16 protein-coding genes are annotated in these 15,775 nt (G+C 53.3%); 13 read left to right on the top strand and 3 right to left on the bottom strand.

Annotated features, from left to right (window positions below; genetic code table 11):
- Positions 1–7 precede the first annotated feature (7 nt).
- Positions 8–880, top strand: coding sequence for a 4-hydroxybenzoate octaprenyltransferase (ubiA, locus tag GUC46_RS22210; protein WP_016149402.1), 873 nt, complete (start codon positions 8–10; stop codon positions 878–880).
- 55 nt (positions 881–935) lie between these two features.
- Here ubiA and plsB read toward each other — a convergent pair whose 3' ends face one another.
- The gene (gene plsB / locus GUC46_RS22205) at positions 936–3,356 is read right to left on the bottom strand and encodes a glycerol-3-phosphate 1-O-acyltransferase PlsB (RefSeq protein WP_003841366.1); all 2,421 of its coding nucleotides are present in this window, start codon (positions 3,354–3,356) and stop codon (positions 936–938) included.
- 171 nt (positions 3,357–3,527) lie between these two features.
- On the opposite strand from plsB, the gene GUC46_RS22200 reads away from it, so the two are divergent.
- The 4 genes from GUC46_RS22200 (at position 3,528) to GUC46_RS22185 (ending at position 6,411) form a co-directional block, all read left to right on the top strand.
- Positions 3,528–3,896, top strand: coding sequence for a diacylglycerol kinase (locus GUC46_RS22200; RefSeq protein WP_003826594.1), 369 nt, complete (start codon positions 3,528–3,530; stop codon positions 3,894–3,896).
- Positions 3,897–4,005: 109 nt separating this feature from the next.
- On the top strand, positions 4,006–4,614 hold the full coding sequence (gene lexA / locus GUC46_RS22195) for a transcriptional repressor LexA (RefSeq protein ID WP_003031703.1): 609 nt from the start codon (positions 4,006–4,008) through the stop codon (positions 4,612–4,614).
- 131 nt (positions 4,615–4,745) lie between these two features.
- Entirely contained in the window at positions 4,746–6,065 is a 1,320-nt protein-coding gene (gene dinF / locus GUC46_RS22190) for an MATE family efflux transporter DinF (protein ID WP_071685128.1), read from the top strand.
- 136 nt (positions 6,066–6,201) lie between these two features.
- Positions 6,202–6,411: a CsbD family protein gene (locus GUC46_RS22185; RefSeq protein ID WP_003031706.1), complete on the top strand. Its 210-nt coding sequence runs from the start codon at positions 6,202–6,204 to the stop codon at positions 6,409–6,411.
- A gap of 48 nt (positions 6,412–6,459) precedes the next feature.
- Here the strand turns inward: GUC46_RS22185 and zur are convergent, their stop codons facing one another.
- Entirely contained in the window at positions 6,460–6,978 is a 519-nt protein-coding gene (gene zur, locus GUC46_RS22180; protein WP_003031709.1) for a zinc uptake transcriptional repressor Zur, read from the bottom strand.
- A 115-nt stretch (positions 6,979–7,093) separates the two neighbouring features.
- On the opposite strand from zur, the gene GUC46_RS22175 reads away from it, so the two are divergent.
- The 3 genes from GUC46_RS22175 (at position 7,094) to pspG (ending at position 9,064) form a co-directional block, all read left to right on the top strand.
- Positions 7,094–7,582, top strand: coding sequence for a cupin domain-containing protein (locus GUC46_RS22175; RefSeq protein WP_003031710.1), 489 nt, complete (start codon positions 7,094–7,096; stop codon positions 7,580–7,582).
- A gap of 107 nt (positions 7,583–7,689) precedes the next feature.
- Positions 7,690–8,688 carry a tRNA dihydrouridine(20/20a) synthase DusA gene (gene dusA / locus GUC46_RS22170; protein ID WP_003841361.1) on the top strand — a complete coding sequence of 333 codons (999 nt, stop codon included), beginning with the start codon at positions 7,690–7,692 and terminating at the stop codon, positions 8,686–8,688.
- 133 nt (positions 8,689–8,821) lie between these two features.
- Positions 8,822–9,064 carry an envelope stress response protein PspG gene (gene pspG / locus GUC46_RS22165; protein WP_003031713.1) on the top strand — a complete coding sequence of 81 codons (243 nt, stop codon included), beginning with the start codon at positions 8,822–8,824 and terminating at the stop codon, positions 9,062–9,064.
- A gap of 301 nt (positions 9,065–9,365) precedes the next feature.
- Here the strand turns inward: pspG and GUC46_RS22160 are convergent, their stop codons facing one another.
- Positions 9,366–10,349: a quinone oxidoreductase gene (locus tag GUC46_RS22160; RefSeq protein ID WP_049003575.1), complete on the bottom strand. Its 984-nt coding sequence runs from the start codon at positions 10,347–10,349 to the stop codon at positions 9,366–9,368.
- A gap of 64 nt (positions 10,350–10,413) precedes the next feature.
- On the opposite strand from GUC46_RS22160, the gene dnaB reads away from it, so the two are divergent.
- From dnaB to GUC46_RS22135, 5 genes are all read left to right on the top strand, one after another.
- Entirely contained in the window at positions 10,414–11,829 is a 1,416-nt protein-coding gene (gene dnaB, locus GUC46_RS22155; RefSeq protein WP_003826610.1) for a replicative DNA helicase, read from the top strand.
- A 16-nt stretch (positions 11,830–11,845) separates the two neighbouring features.
- Positions 11,846–12,925 carry an alanine racemase gene (gene alr, locus GUC46_RS22150; RefSeq protein WP_003844721.1) on the top strand — a complete coding sequence of 360 codons (1,080 nt, stop codon included), beginning with the start codon at positions 11,846–11,848 and terminating at the stop codon, positions 12,923–12,925.
- A gap of 128 nt (positions 12,926–13,053) precedes the next feature.
- A complete protein-coding gene (gene tyrB / locus GUC46_RS22145; protein ID WP_032938184.1) occupies positions 13,054–14,247 on the top strand; it encodes an aromatic amino acid transaminase in 1,194 nt (397 codons plus the stop codon).
- Positions 14,248–14,495: 248 nt separating this feature from the next.
- Positions 14,496–15,209 carry an acid phosphatase AphA gene (aphA, locus tag GUC46_RS22140; protein ID WP_003826615.1) on the top strand — a complete coding sequence of 238 codons (714 nt, stop codon included), beginning with the start codon at positions 14,496–14,498 and terminating at the stop codon, positions 15,207–15,209.
- A 127-nt stretch (positions 15,210–15,336) separates the two neighbouring features.
- Entirely contained in the window at positions 15,337–15,693 is a 357-nt protein-coding gene (locus GUC46_RS22135; RefSeq protein WP_003031719.1) for an MmcQ/YjbR family DNA-binding protein, read from the top strand.
- Positions 15,694–15,775 lie beyond the last annotated feature (82 nt).

Below are 15,775 nucleotides of genomic sequence, written 5' to 3'. Positions count from 1 at the left end.
GATAAAGATGGAGTGGAGTCTGACGCAGAATAAGCTGCTGGCGTTTCACCGCTTGATGCGTACGGATAAGCCGATCGGCGCCTTACTGCTGCTCTGGCCAACGCTATGGGCATTGTGGGTGGCGACCCCAGGCATGCCGCAACTGTGGATCCTGGCGGTATTTGTCGCCGGCGTTTGGTTAATGCGCGCCGCTGGATGCGTGGTGAATGATTATGCCGACAGGAAATTTGACGGCCACGTTAAACGCACCGCGAATCGACCGCTGCCGAGCGGGGCTGTCACCGAGAAAGAAGCCCGAACGCTGTTCGTCGTATTGGTGTTGCTGGCCTTCCTGCTGGTTTTGACGCTCAACACGATGACCATTTTATTGTCCGTTGCGGCGCTAGCGCTGGCGTGGGTCTATCCCTTCATGAAACGCTACACGCATCTGCCGCAGGTGGTGCTGGGCGCGGCGTTTGGCTGGTCTATACCGATGGCGTTTGCCGCCGTGAGCGAGTCTGTACCACTGAGCTGCTGGCTGATGTTCCTCGCCAACATTCTCTGGGCGGTGGCCTATGACACACAGTATGCGATGGTTGACCGGGATGATGACCTGAAGATTGGCATTAAATCGACCGCGATCCTGTTCGGCCAGAACGACAAACTCATTATTGGTATTCTGCAGGTCGGTGTACTGGTGCTGATGGCGCTGGTTGGGTGGCTGAACGGGCTGGGACCGGGCTATTACTGGTCTCTGCTGGTGGCGGGTGCGCTGTTTGTGTATCAGCAGAAGCTGATCGTTAATCGTGAGCGTGATGCCTGTTTTAAAGCGTTTATGAACAATAACTATGTAGGCCTGGTACTGTTCTTAGGACTGGCGATGAGCTACTGGCACTTTTGAGTTTGGCTTAGCCTGCAAAATAAAAACCGGTCATTTCGACCGGTTTTTTTAATGCTTACTCGCCCTGTGTGGCGCTCTCGATGGTCAGACGGACATCCGACGTCACCAGTTCGGCCAGCATCTGATAGATCTTCATCGTCTCTTCCGGCTCGGCATCCCCGGTATCGCTGATGAATCCCTCGTCACGCAGTGTCAGCACCAGAGAGCTGAACACCGCTTTATCGAAGAATTCCGGCGCGTTAATGCCGTGCAGCACTGAGAGGCGTTGTGCCACGGTGCGGCTCTCTTTCTCCAGCGTGCCACGGTTGATCGATGGGTTGGCGCTCAGTAGCCAGAAGGTGATGGCGTAGCGTTGCAACGTCTCGCGAGCACCCGCAGCCAACAGCTGCAGCGTACGGGAGCGGGCAGGATTAATATGCAGCTCGCCATCCTGTAGAGTAATCAGCCCCTGGCGCTGCATTTCGCTGGCCAGTTCGTCAATCACCCCGGCAAGCTCATCGCGCTCCCAGCGCAGGAACAACTCGGCTTTCAGCATCGGGTACAACGCATCAATATGCTGCTGTAGCGCGACGCGTGAAATACGACGATGCTGAGTCACAATGGCTGCCATCAACGAAGGCAGAACCAGCATATGCGCAATGTTATTGCGGTAGTACGTCATCAAGACCGCCTGCTCGCGCGGCAGAATAATGATGTCACCGATGGTGTCTTTCTCGACCTCAAACTTGTTCATCTGCAAGGCGTGGTCGATCAGTTCACTGGCACTTTGCGCAGGAACGGTTGAGTCCGCCGCGTACGGCACGTTGCGCAGCAGGCTCAAGTAGCAGTCGAGCTGCTCGGTTAACTGTTCACGGGTCAGAGAGCGCTGGCGGGAAGCCAACAGCGCGGTACAACACAGGTTCATGGCGTTGGCCGCGCCAGCGTTGTTAATGCGCACCATCAGATCGGCGGCAATGTTATTCACCGTCGGCGTCAGCCAGGCCGGACGGATAGACTCGATAGGGTCAATAGATTCACGCCATTCTGGCACATGCTGGTTGAGGTAAGTCATCAATGGCATTGGTTCACCAAAGTTGACGTAGCCCTGACCCAGGTTACGCAGCTTGCTTAAGCCACGCAGCATTTGTGGCAGGCTTTCTTTCTCTTTCGTCGCGCCACGCAGCTCTTTTGCGTAGGTGCCCACTTCCATTACGTGCTCGTAGCCGATGTAGATCGGTACGAGAGTAATAGGACGCGTACCGCCGCGCAGCATCGCCTGAATAGTCATCGACAGGGTGCCGGTTTTAGGGTCGAGCAAACGACCAGTACGTGAACGTCCACCCTCGACAAAGTACTCAACCGAGTAGCCGCGGCTGAACAACTCGCCCAGGTATTCACGGAATACGGTGGAGTAGAGCTTGTTGCCCTTGAAGGTACGACGAATAAAGAATGCGCCCAGACGACGGAAAATCGGACCCGCTGGCCAGAAATTCAGGTTGATACCGGCTGCGATGTGCGGCGGAACCAGACCCTGGTGGTACAGAACGTACGACAGCAGCATATAGTCCATATGGCTGCGGTGGCACGGAACGTACACGATTTCATGCCCATCGTGCGCCAACTGGCGTACACGCTCCGCATTATGAACGTTAATCCCCTGATACAGACGGTTCCAGGTAAAGCCCAGGATACGGTCCGTCAAACGGATCATTTCGTAGGAGAAGTTGGCGGCAATCTCTTCCATCAGCGCAATGGCATTTTGCTGCGCTTTTTCGTGGGAGATTTTTTTACTGCGCGCTTCATCTTCTACCGCGCGAGCGATCGCTTTTGAAGCTAACAGTTTATTAAACAGATCCTGGCGGGCAGGGAGGCGCGGGCCGACAGCGGCCAGACGCTGGCGAGCAAAGTGCATACGCGCCACGCGTGCCAGCTTCTGGGCAATGATCTTATCCGTACCGTGTTCATCCGCCATACGACGCAGGGAGACCGACGGGGAGAAGCGGACAAAACTGTCGCGACCCAGCCAGGAAACCGCAAAGAATTTCTGTACGCCGTTTAGCATACGTAACGGCGGATTAACTTCACCTTTTTCACGCCCTGGCGCACGGCCAAACATCACCGAAACCGGCACCATCTGCACATCCAGGTCTGGATTGCTGCGATGTAAGTCGAGATAGTTATGGAACAGCTTGATGGACTCTTCTTTTGGCGTGTAATAGGTGAACACACGCGGGCCGCCGTGAATAAACACGTAGCGCGGCAGTAAAGTCCCGTCTATCTCCAGCGGTTCCAGGGGATCGGGGAGATCGTGCACCAGACATTGGGCACGCAGCGTCAGCAAGTCTGCTTTTGAATTGTACGGTAGGACGTACATAATGGGACGAGACGTATCGAGTCCCAATTCCGGGGCAGGTTCTGCCGGAATAGACTTGCTTTTTACCAGGACGCTTAATGGTAAATTCAGTAATTTGTAGTAAATTCGTGGCCAGCCGGACATAAACGATGTAAAGCCTCTGGTTAATAATGCAAATGCGCTGCAAGGATATCAGAAAGTTTAGTGAATTTCTGTGGTATCCCGTCATACTTCGCGCTGCTTTGCCACACCCTGAAACAAACGGGGTAACGTTACAATGACATTGACGCTAATAATGTAAAAAGGTTCTTTTTGATGGCCAATAATACCACTGGATTCACCCGAATTATCAAAGCTGCAGGCTATTCCTGGAAAGGTTTTCGCGCCGCATGGATCAATGAGGCGGCATTCCGCCAGGAAAGCGTTGCCGTACTGCTGGGCGTAGCTATCGCCTGCTGGCTGGACGTCGATGCGATTACTCGCGTGCTGTTGATTGGTTCCGTGATGCTGGTGATGATCGTTGAAATCCTCAACAGTGCGATTGAGGCGGTAGTTGATCGTATAGGCTCTGAGTATCACGAACTTTCCGGCCGGGCGAAAGATATGGGGTCGGCGGCGGTATTGTTGTCTATTTTTGTCGCTCTGATTACCTGGGGCATCCTGTTGTGGTCGCATTTGCGATAAGGATTCCACATCTTCATAAATCTCCTGCTTTTTGTGCAGTTTGCGGTTCCAAAATCACCTTTAGCTGTATATACTCACAGCATAACTGTATATACACCCAGGGGGCGGAATGAAAGCGTTAACGGCCAGGCAGCAAGAGGTGTTTGATCTCATTAGAGATCACATCAGCCAGACAGGTATGCCACCGACGCGTGCGGAGATCGCGCAGCGTTTGGGGTTCCGTTCCCCAAATGCCGCTGAAGAACATCTGAAAGCGCTGGCGCGTAAAGGTGTGCTGGAAATTGTCTCCGGCGCATCGCGCGGTATTAGACTGCTGCAGGAAGAAGAAGAGGGATTACCGCTTGTCGGTCGTGTGGCGGCAGGCGAGCCACTTCTGGCGCAGCAGCACATCGAAGGCCACTACCAGGTCGATCCCTCATTGTTCAAACCGAACGCCGATTTTCTGCTGCGCGTTAGCGGTATGTCTATGAAAGATATCGGTATTATGGACGGCGATTTGCTGGCGGTGCATAAAACTCAGGACGTGCGTAACGGACAGGTTGTTGTTGCCCGTATTGATGACGAAGTTACGGTTAAGCGCCTGAAAAAGCAGGGCAACAAGGTTGAACTTCTGCCAGAAAATAGCGAATTTAAACCTATCGTTGTCGACCTGCGTGAGCAAAGCTTCACCATTGAAGGGCTGGCGGTAGGTGTCATTCGTAACGGTGAATGGCTCTGATTTTCTGTTGAATCTCTGTAGGCCGGATAAGACGATTACGTTGCCATCCGGCAATGTGCCCGGTAGCGCTACGCTTGCCGGGCCTGCATCACATTGCCCAGTTCGTCTAACTTCTTCTCAGGCCCTCCTGTATGCCTTTCTTTACCTCTTCTGATAAAGCACTCTGGCACCTCGCCTTACCGATGATCTTCTCCAATATCACCGTTCCCCTGCTGGGACTGGTGGACACCGCGGTGATTGGTCATCTGGATAGTCCGGTCTATCTTGGCGGTGTTGCGGTTGGTGCTACGGCAACCAGTTTTCTCTTTATGCTGCTGCTTTTTCTGCGCATGAGCACCACGGGTCTTACTGCCCAGGCATTTGGTGCGAAAAATCCACAGGCGCTGGCGCGCGCACTGTTGCAGCCGCTAATGCTGGCGCTGGGCGCGGGGTTGCTTATCGCACTGTTTCGTACGCCGATTATCGATGTAGCGCTGCATATTGTCGGGGGAAGTGAAGCGGTACTGGAACAAGCCCGGCGTTTCCTTGAAATCCGCTGGCTCAGCGCACCCGCCTCGCTGGCTAATCTGGTGCTGCTCGGCTGGCTGCTTGGCGTTCAGTATGCGCGTGCGCCGGTTATCCTGTTGATTGTTGGCAATATTCTTAACATTGTGCTCGATTTATGGCTGGTGATGGGCCTGCATATGAACGTGCAAGGTGCGGCACTGGCGACGGTGATTGCTGAATATGCCACCTTACTGATCGGCCTGATGATGGTGCGCAAAGTCCTGCATATGCGCGGAATTTCGCTGGCAATGCTGAAGCAGGCGTGGCGTGGCAACTTCCGTCGTTTGCTGGCGCTTAACCGTGACATCATGTTGCGCTCGCTGCTGCTGCAGCTCTGTTTTGGCGCTATCACGGTGCTGGGTGCACGTCTGGGAGGCGATATTATTGCGGTTAATGCCGTTCTGATGACCCTGCTAACCTTTACCGCCTACGCGCTGGATGGATTTGCCTATGCCGTGGAAGCGCATTCGGGCCAGGCCTATGGGGCGCGAGATGGTAGCCAGTTACTGGACGTCTGGCGGGCGGCCTGTCGGCAGTCCGGTATTGTGGCTATTCTGTTTTCGCTGGTTTATGCCCTGTTTGGCGAGCAGATTGTTGCGCTACTGACCTCGCTGCCGCAAATCCAACTACTGGCCGATCGCTATCTCTTCTGGCAGGTGGTGTTACCGCTGGTGGGTGTCTGGTGTTATCTGCTCGACGGAATGTTTATTGGCGCGACGCGGGCTGCAGAAATGCGCAACAGTATGGCCGTTGCCGCAGTGGGATTCGCCTTAACGCTCCTGACGTTGCCGTGGCTGGGAAATCATGGTTTGTGGCTGGCGTTAACCGTTTTCCTCGCGTTGCGCGGGCTGTCGCTGGCCTTTATCTGGCGGCGTCACTGGCGTAATGGAACCTGGTTTGCCTAATCTGGATGGTTAAAAATTCCGAATAGTAAATAAAACCCAGAATCACTGACTACACTTATTCTCACGTCCAGCAAAAACAGCATGTGTCTGGACATGGCACTCTCGCTATTCACAACCTAACGATGAGGACTTGATGATGAATAAAGACGAAGTCGGCGGCAACTGGAAGCAGTTTAAAGGTAAAGTGAAAGAGCAATGGGGCAAACTGACCGATGATGATATGACGGTCATTGAAGGTAAACGTGACCAACTGGTCGGTAAAGTCCAGGAGCGTTACGGTTACGCGAAGGATCAGGCGGAGAAAGAAGTTAACGATTGGGAAAAACGTAATGATTACCGCTGGTAATTAACCCCTCCCTCCTGAGAGTACAAGGATGTACGCTCTCCTGCTTACCTAGCGCCCCACTTTCTTCTTTACCTGAATCGTATGGTCATGCTGGCACTCGCCAGGATGGCGGCATGACTCAACTTCTACACAGGCCGGACACAGCCCGTGTGCTTCAATAACATTATGTCGCAGAGCAAAGCCCATTTTGGCCGCCAGCGTATGCATGATGTCTTCCACACCTTCTGCGCACTCTTCTTTTACCACACCACAGCGGTCACAAATGAACATCGCGGAACTGTGGGTTGGCTGATCGAACAGATGGCAAAGGACATAGCTGTTGGTGGATTCCACCTTATGCACAAACCCTTGTTCCAGCAGAAAATCGAGCGCACGATACACGGTTGGCGGCTTGGCCTGCGGCTCAGTTTCCCGCAACAGGTCGAGCAGGTCATAGGCGCTGATAGCCCCTTCCTGCAGGCTCATCAGGCGCAACACTTCGAGACGCTGTGGCGTAAGCCGCACGTTGCGTTGCGCACACAGTTTTTCAGCTTGAGCCAATAACTCTTGCGTAGTGGTTTTGTCCATTTGGCGCCTCGATTTGCGTGGAAGGTTAATCCCTTACTTTAACATGTTCTGCTTAAAACGCCGAGATCCACCGCGGTGTGCTATACCTGACGCATCGCAATACTGGAAAATAACCATGAAAAGACCCGATTGTATTCGCCACTGGCGTGAGGTTGAGGGGGCTGATGACTCCACTTATCCCGACAGCGATGAGCTATTTGCTATTGGCGCGCCGCTTGCCCGCAAATTGGGGTTAGGACGACTCGGCATTCATCATGAACGCCTGCCGCCGGGTCGGCGCACGTCGTACCCGCACGCTGAAAGCGATGAGGAAGAGTTTATCTATGTGCTGGAAGGTTATCCTGAGGCCTGGATTAACGGGTATTTATGGAAGCTAGAGCCGGGCGACAGCGTCGGTTTCCCGGCAGGTACAGGCGTGTGCCATACCTTTATCAATAACACCAGTGAAGAGGTGCGTCTGTTAGTCGTGGGTGAGGCGAACAAAAAATATAACCGCATTTATTATCCGCTTAACCCGGTCTATGCCGCTACACGTGAGGATCGCTGGGTCGACCATCCGCCGCAGTTTTTCGGATCACATGACGGAAAACCGGGGCGTAAATAGCGTTTGTTGAGGGGCAGGGGGAGTGAGCCGCGAGGATGTGGCTCACTATCGTAACGGTCTATGCTATAGTAGCGCCCCTTTTTTAACCGGATGCTTGAATATTCGCCATGCTGCCTGAATCTCAGTCTACCGCTTTTCCCGCTCATCGTTTTTCTATCGCGCCGATGCTCGACTGGACGGACAGACACTGCCGCTACTTTTTGCGCTTACTGTCCAGCCAGACGTTGCTCTATACGGAGATGGTAACCACCGGCGCGATCATTCATGGTAAAGGCGATTATCTGGCGTATAGCGAAGAAGAGCATCCGGTCGCATTGCAACTGGGCGGGAGCGATCCTGCGGCGCTGGCGCAGTGCGCAAAGCTCGCTGAACAGCGGGGTTATGACGAAATCAATCTCAACGTGGGTTGTCCTTCCGACCGCGTGCAGAATGGCATGTTTGGCGCCTGCCTGATGGGGAATGCGCAACTGGTCGCCGATTGTGTCAAAGCAATGCGCGACGTGGTGTCGATTCCGGTAACGGTGAAAACGCGTATCGGCATTGATGATCAGGACAGCTACGAATTCCTGTGCGATTTCATCAACACGGTATCTGGCAACGGCGAATGTGAGATGTTTATTATTCACGCCCGCAAGGCCTGGCTATCCGGGTTAAGCCCGAAAGAAAACCGCGAGATCCCACCGCTGGATTATGACCGTGTTTATCAGCTAAAGCGTGATTTCCCGCATCTGACGATGTCGATCAACGGCGGCATTAAATCGCTGGAAGAAGCAAAAATTCATCTGCAACATATGGATGGCGTGATGGTGGGGCGTGAAGCTTACCAAAACCCAGGTATTCTGGCGTCCGTTGACCGTGAGATTTTTGCTGCTGCCACCGAAGATGCCGATCCAGTTGCCGTGGTGCGCGCCATGTACCCGTACATTGAGCGTGAACTGAGTAAGGGGACCTATTTGGGACATGTGACGCGCCATATGTTGGGGCTGTTTCAGGGGATCCCTGGGGCTCGTCAGTGGCGTCGCTATCTGAGCGAAAATGCGCATAAAGCCGGGGCAGATATTAACGTACTGGAGCATGCGCTGAAGCTGGTCGCTGACAAGCGTTAAGTTTTCGCCAAAAGTTAGTTAATTTCACCACGCCCTGCGCTTTGTCGCGGGGCGTTTTCTTTATAAATCAATACATTATTTTTGGCATGTTTCTTGTAAAGCAATGGAGAGAATTTCATTTCGGGAGAGAGCCATGCTGGAACTACTTTTTGTGATTGGATTTTTTATCATGCTGATGGTCACCGGCGTATCTTTGCTGGGCGTTCTGGCTGCATTGGTCGTAGCCACCGCAGTGATGTTTCTGGGCGGACTATTTGCCTTGATGATTAAACTGTTGCCCTGGCTGCTACTGGCTGTTGCCGTGGTGTGGGTTATCAAGGCGATAAAAGCGCCAAAAGTCCCACAGTATCAGCGCAATAACCGTCGATTTTACTAAGGTATTGAGTGGTGCGTCACAACCTGCAACATTGCCTTTAGAACCAAATAGGAATTGATTATCAAATCTGTCACTATTGCCAGGTTAACGAATTCATCGAGCTGTACCCTACATACAGCCGAACTAAAAAAAGAAAGGGCTTCCCACGGGAAGCCCTAATTCTTTACTTCCCCGTCATAATTCAAACCGCAGGTGTGTTGGCTGCTTTCATTCACCCCAGTCACTTACTCCAGTAAGCTCCTGGGGATTCATTCAATTGCCGCCTTCCTGCAATTTGAATTATTTAGGGGAAGTCGAAGCATTATGGGATTAGCAAACTCGATCCCTGCGTTGCCCGGCTTTCCAGTACTTCATGAGCACGCTGTGCATCGCGCAGTGCGAACGTCTGACCAGGCGCGACATCCACTTTGATTACTCCGCTGGCAATTAGCGAGAATAGCTCATTGCTGGCTTCGGTTAATTCGCGGTGATTGGTGATATACCCCTGGAGTGAAGGACGGGTCACGTACAGCGAACCTTTCTGGTTCAGAATACCTAAGTTCACGCCAGTCACCGGCCCGGAAGCATTACCAAAGCTGACCATTAGTCCCCGGCGCTGTAAACAATCCAGCGAGGCTTCCCAGGTATCTTTCCCCACCGAGTCATACACCACCCGTACTTTTTTTCCGCCGGTTATCTCTTTCACTCGCTCAACTATGCTTTCTTCACGATAGTTAATGACCTGCCATGCGCCGGCCTGCAGCGCAATTTGCGCTTTTTGCGCACTGCCGACGGTACCAATCAGCTTCGCGCCCAATGCTTTTGCCCACTGGCAGGCAATCATCCCGACGCCGCCCGCAGCCGCATGGAACAAAAACGGCTCATCAGGCTGAATTTCATAGGTTTTACGCAGCAGATAGAAAACGGTTAACCCTTTCAGGAATGAGGCTGCGGCTTGTTCAAATGAGATAGCGTTGGGTAGGATGGCGGCTTTATCGGCCGGAACGTTATGCACTGAGCTGTAGGCACCAAGGGCAGACTGGGCGTACACCACGCGATCGCCAGCTTTTATGTGTGTCACTTTGCTGCCGACTTTGCTGACTACGCCGGCAGCTTCGGTACCCAGGCCGCTGGGCAGAGATGGCGGCGGATAAAGACCACTGCGGATGTAGGTGTCGATATAGTTGATCCCAATAGCTTTGTTCTCGACCTGGATTTCGTTTTCCGCCGGGTCTACGGGTGTAAACTCCACCGCCTTGAGTACATCAGGGCCACCATGCTTGTGAAATTCAATACGTGTTGCCATGCTTCCTCCAAAAGAAATGTGGTAATCTTTCGACCCAATCATTATCTCGGTAACTCCATTCACTATGGCAGGAAATAAACCCTTCAACAAACAACAGACTGATGCTCGTGAGCGCGATCCCCAGGTCGCCGGGCTGAAAGTACCGCCGCACTCGATTGAAGCGGAACAGTCGGTGTTGGGCGGTTTAATGCTGGATAACGAACGCTGGGACGATGTCGCCGAGCGTGTGGTGGCGGAAGATTTTTATACCCGGCCGCACCGGCATATCTTTACGGAAATGCATCGCCTGCAGGAGATGGGGAAACCCATCGATCTGATCACGCTGGCAGAGTCGCTGGAGGTTCAGGGACAACTGGACAGCGTTGGCGGTTTTGCTTACCTGGCTGAGTTATCTAAAAATACGCCAAGTGCGGCGAATATTAGCGCTTATGCGGATATCGTCCGCGAACGTGCCGTTGTTCGTGACATGATTTCGGTTGCGAACGAAATCGCGGAAGCCGGGTTTGATCCGCAAGGCCGTTCCAGTGAAGATCTGTTGGACCTTGCTGAATCCCGTGTCTTTAAAATCGCGGAAAGCCGCGCAAATAAAGACGAAGGGCCGAAAAATATTACTGATGTGCTCGACGCCACCGTCGCGCGTATCGAGCAACTGTTCCAGCAGCCGCACGACGGCGTCACCGGGGTGAACACCGGTTATGACGACCTCAATAAAAAGACGGCGGGTTTGCAGCCGTCAGACTTAATTATCGTCGCCGCGCGTCCGTCGATGGGTAAAACAACATTTGCGATGAACCTCGTCGAAAATGCGGCGATGTTGCAGGATAAGCCGGTTCTTATCTTTAGTCTTGAAATGCCCTCGGAACAGATCATGATGCGTTCCCTGGCCTCGCTCTCACGCGTAGACCAAACCAAAATCCGTACCGGTCAACTGGATGATGAAGACTGGGCACGAATTTCCGGAACAATGGGTATTTTGCTGGAGAAACGAAACATCTATATTGATGACTCCTCCGGCCTGACGCCAACGGAAGTGCGCTCGCGTGCCCGTCGTATCGCCCGTGAACATGGTGGTATCGGCCTGATCATGATCGACTACCTGCAGCTGATGCGCGTGCCGTCACTCTCCGACAACCGTACGCTGGAAATTGCAGAAATCTCCCGCTCGCTGAAAGCGTTAGCGAAAGAATTGCATGTGCCGGTGGTGGCGCTGTCGCAGCTTAACCGCTCTCTGGAACAACGCGCCGACAAGCGTCCGGTTAACTCGGATCTGCGTGAATCCGGCTCCATCGAACAGGATGCCGACTTAATCATGTTTATCTATCGTGATGAGGTTTATCACGAAAACAGTGACTTAAAAGGCATCGCCGAAATTATTATTGGTAAGCAGCGTAACGGTCCGATCGGTACGGTGCGCCTGACGTTTAACGGACAGTGGTCCCGCTTCGACAACTATGCCGGTCCTCAATATGATGATGAGTAATTTCTAAGGAATACAAATGCAAGCGGCAACTGTAGTCATTAACCGCCGCGCTCTGCGACACAACCTGCAACGTCTGCGTGAACTGGCCCCTGCCAGTAAACTGGTTGCGGTCGTGAAAGCGAACGCCTACGGCCATGGTCTGTTAGAGACCGCGCGAACGCTCCCCGATGCGGACGCTTTTGGTGTCGCTCGTCTTGAAGAAGCCCTGCGGTTGCGAGCGGGAGGGATCACGCAGCCCATCCTGCTGCTGGAGGGATTTTTTGATGCCTCCGATCTGCCGACTATTTCCGCGCAGCGTCTGCATACAGCCGTCCATAACCAGGAGCAACTCGAAGCCCTGGAAGCAGCTAATCTGGTTGAACCCGTTACCGTCTGGATGAAGCTCGACACCGGTATGCACCGCCTGGGCGTACGCCCTGAGCAGGCCGAGGCGTTTTATCAGCGCCTAACGCAATGTGAAAATGTGCGCCAGCCGGTCAATATCGTCAGCCATTTTGCGCGCGCAGACGAACCTGAATGCGGCGCGACCGAAAAACAGCTCGATATCTTCAACAGCTTTTGCGAGGGCAAACCTGGGCAGCGTTCGATTGCCGCATCGGGCGGTATTCTGCTGTGGCCACAGTCTCACTTCGACTGGGCGCGTCCGGGACTGATTCTGTATGGTGTGTCGCCACTGGAAAACCACTCTATCGGCGCCGATTTTGGCTGTCAGCCGGTGATGTCGCTGACCTCCAGCCTGATTGCGGTGCGTGAGCACAAAGCGGGCGAACCGGTTGGTTATGGTGGTACCTGGTTGAGCGAGCGCGACACGCGTCTGGGTGTGGTGGCAATGGGCTATGGTGATGGTTATCCGCGCGCGGCGCCGTCTGGGACGCCGGTACTGGTCAATGGCCGTGAAGTGCCGATCGTCGGTCGCGTTGCGATGGATATGATCTGCGTCGATTTAGGTCCCGAAGCGCAGGATAAAGCCGGCGATTCGGTGATTCTGTGGGGTGAGGGACTGCCCGTTGAACGCATTGCTGAAATGACGAAAGTAAGTGCTTACGAACTTATTACGCGCCTGACCTCAAGGGTGGCGATGAAGTATATCGATTAGCAGAATGATGTGCTGGACAGGCGGTTACGCCGCCTTCCGGCAATATTACCCTCAACATCCTCTCGATCTTCTCCCGCTTCCGGTTTATTGTGTTCTTAACCCTTGCCTGTAAACCTGGAGAACCACACGTGTTTCAAAAAGTTGACGCCTACGCCGGCGACCCGATTTTATCGCTCATGGAGCGCTTCAAAGAAGATTCACGTAGCGACAAAGTGAACCTCAGCATCGGCCTGTATTACAACGAAGACGGAATTATTCCTCAGCTTAAAGCGGTGGCGGAAGCGGAAGCTCGACTTAATGCCAAACCGCATGGTGCTTCGCTGTATCTGCCGATGGAAGGTCTGAACACGTATCGTCATACTATTGCGCCGCTGCTGTTTGGCGCAGATCATCCGGTTCTCCAGCAGCAGCGCGTCGCAACTATTCAGACGCTGGGCGGCTCCGGTGCGTTAAAGGTTGGCGCAGACTTCCTGAAACGCTATTTCCCTGATTCTGGCGTATGGGTCAGCGATCCGACCTGGGAAAACCATATCGCGATTTTTGAGGGGGCTGGATTCGAAGTAAGCACTTACCCATGGTATGACGACACGACTAACGGCGTTCGTTTCAACGACCTGCTGGCAACGCTGAATACCTTACCGGCGCGCAGCATCGTGCTGCTGCATCCGTGCTGCCATAACCCGACGGGCGCGGATTTAACTCCTGCGCAGTGGGATAGCGTTATTGAGATCCTGAAAGCACGCGATTTGATTCCGTTCCTGGACATTGCTTACCAGGGCTTCGGTGGTGGTATAGAAGACGACGCCTATGCGATTCGCGCCATTGCCAGCGCCGGATTGCCCGCTCTGGTCAGTAACTCATTCTCGAAGATTTTCTCCTTGTACGGCGAGCGTGTCGGCGGACTGTCTGTAGTATGTGAAGATGCTGATACCGCCAGCCGCGTTCTGGGGCAGCTAAAAGCGACGGTGCGTCGTAACTACTCCAGCCCGCCAAACTTTGGTGCGCAGGTAGTTGCCGCGGTACTGGGTGATGACGCGCTGAAAGCCAGTTGGCTGGCAGAAGTCGAAGAGATGCGTACCCGCATTCTGGCGATGCGTCAGGAGCTGGTTAACGTATTGAATGCAGAGATCCCGGGCCGTAACTTTGACTACCTGTTGCAACAGCGCGGTATGTTCAGCTATACCGGGCTTAGCGCAGCCCAGGTTGATCGCCTGCGCGATGAGTTCGGTGTGTACCTGATTGCCAGCGGTCGCATGTGCGTAGCTGGGTTGAATCACGGTAACGTGCAGCGCGTGGCAAAGGCATTTGCCGCCGTCATGTAACCGGCTTTGAATGTTGCCGGATGGCGGCGTAAATGCCTTATCCGGCCTACAAAGGTATATAGATTTTCGTTTGGAGGCCTGATAAGCGTCGTGCCATCAGGCACGTTTTCCTGTGTGATCGTGCTCCTTTTCCAGAGCAAAACCAGAGAAAATCCTTCCTTTCCCTCCCCCTAAGGGGTAAGGTCAGATAGTTTTTTGACCAGTTGTTAATAAAAAAATGATAACTAACTGACTACTTAGGGAAAAATATGCGCAAGTTTACGTTGGCACTGAGTGCCGTTTGTTTATTGTTCACGCTAAATCAGCCAGCCCAGGCACTCGTTTCTTCTCCCTCTCAGCTCAATCCAGGCACCAATGTTGCAAAGCTCGCTGAGCAGGCTCCCATTCACTGGGTCTCCGTGGCACAAATTGAAAACAGCCTGACCGGACGTCCGCCGATGGCGGTCGGGTTTGATATCGATGACACTGTCCTCTTTTCCAGCCCAGGCTTCTGGCGCGGTAAAAAAACGTATTCTCCGGACAGTGAGGATTACCTGAAGAATCCGGCCTTCTGGGAAAAAATGAATAACGGCTGGGACGAGTTCAGTATTCCAAAAGAAGTCGCGCGCCAGCTAATTGATATGCATGTGCGTCGTGGTGACAGCATCTTTTTCGTGACCGGGCGTAGCCAGACGAAGACTGAAACGGTGTCGAAAACGTTGTCTGATAACTTTCACATCCCGGCAGGCAATATGAATCCGGTCATTTTTGCCGGCGATAAGCCGGGCCAGAACACCAAAACGCAGTGGTTACAGGATAAAAATATCCGCATGTTTTACGGTGACTCCGATAATGACATCACTGCCGCTCGCGACGTGGGCATTCGTGGTATTCGCATTTTGCGCGCCTCTAACTCCACTTATAAGCCGCTGCCACAGGCCGGTGCGTTTGGTGAAGAGGTGATCGTCAACTCGGAATATTGAGGACACTGGCTGCGGGTTGCTGTTTTTTTAAACAAATTTACATTGCTGGCTTTTACCTTTTGCGGACTTGCTGCACACTGAATAAATGATGTTCTCATTAGGCAATATGCTGGTAAGGGGAATAAAGATGACGAATTCGGAGTTGCTGCAATACTGCATGGCAAAAATGGGCGCGGAGCAGAGCGTTCACAGTGACTGGAAGGCCACGCAAATCAAAGTCGAAGATGTGCTTTTTGCCATGGTAAAAGAGGTGGAAGAACGCCCGGCGGTGTCTCTGAAAACCAGCCCAGAACTGGCAGAGTTGTTGCGCCAGCAGCATAGCGATGTTCGGCCAAGCAGGCATCTCAATAAGGCGCACTGGAGTACGGTGTATCTGGACGGCTCGCTACCGGATTCACAGATTTATTATCTGGTTGACGCCTCTTATCAGCAGGCTGTGAACACGCTGCCTGCTGATAAACGGCGGATACTGACGCAGCCCTGAACGGTCTTGTTAAGCGTAGCGCCATCAGGTACAACCGTTGCCTGATGCGGCGCAAGCGCCTTATCAGGCCTACAAGCTTTAC

It is taken from the genome of Citrobacter sp. LUTT5, assembly GCF_009905315.1.
GTDB lineage: Bacteria > Pseudomonadota > Gammaproteobacteria > Enterobacterales > Enterobacteriaceae > Citrobacter > Citrobacter freundii.
This window is presented reverse-complemented; position numbering and strand designations above follow the sequence as displayed.

Coding starts and splice junctions, on each gene's coding strand:
- ubiA (WP_016149402.1), top strand. CDS start 8: ATGGAGTGGAGTCTGACGCAGAATAAGCTGCTGGCGTTTCACCGCTTG.
- plsB (WP_003841366.1), bottom strand. CDS start 3,356: ATGTCCGGCTGGCCACGAATTTACTACAAATTACTGAATTTACCATTA.
- GUC46_RS22200 (WP_003826594.1), top strand. CDS start 3,528: ATGGCCAATAATACCACTGGATTCACCCGAATTATCAAAGCTGCAGGC.
- lexA (WP_003031703.1), top strand. CDS start 4,006: ATGAAAGCGTTAACGGCCAGGCAGCAAGAGGTGTTTGATCTCATTAGA.
- dinF (WP_071685128.1), top strand. CDS start 4,746: ATGCCTTTCTTTACCTCTTCTGATAAAGCACTCTGGCACCTCGCCTTA.
- GUC46_RS22185 (WP_003031706.1), top strand. CDS start 6,202: ATGAATAAAGACGAAGTCGGCGGCAACTGGAAGCAGTTTAAAGGTAAA.
- zur (WP_003031709.1), bottom strand. CDS start 6,978: ATGGACAAAACCACTACGCAAGAGTTATTGGCTCAAGCTGAAAAACTG.
- GUC46_RS22175 (WP_003031710.1), top strand. CDS start 7,094: ATGAAAAGACCCGATTGTATTCGCCACTGGCGTGAGGTTGAGGGGGCT.
- dusA (WP_003841361.1), top strand. CDS start 7,690: ATGCTGCCTGAATCTCAGTCTACCGCTTTTCCCGCTCATCGTTTTTCT.
- pspG (WP_003031713.1), top strand. CDS start 8,822: ATGCTGGAACTACTTTTTGTGATTGGATTTTTTATCATGCTGATGGTC.
- GUC46_RS22160 (WP_049003575.1), bottom strand. CDS start 10,349: ATGGCAACACGTATTGAATTTCACAAGCATGGTGGCCCTGATGTACTC.
- dnaB (WP_003826610.1), top strand. CDS start 10,414: ATGGCAGGAAATAAACCCTTCAACAAACAACAGACTGATGCTCGTGAG.
- alr (WP_003844721.1), top strand. CDS start 11,846: ATGCAAGCGGCAACTGTAGTCATTAACCGCCGCGCTCTGCGACACAAC.
- aphA (WP_003826615.1), top strand. CDS start 14,496: ATGCGCAAGTTTACGTTGGCACTGAGTGCCGTTTGTTTATTGTTCACG.
- GUC46_RS22135 (WP_003031719.1), top strand. CDS start 15,337: ATGACGAATTCGGAGTTGCTGCAATACTGCATGGCAAAAATGGGCGCG.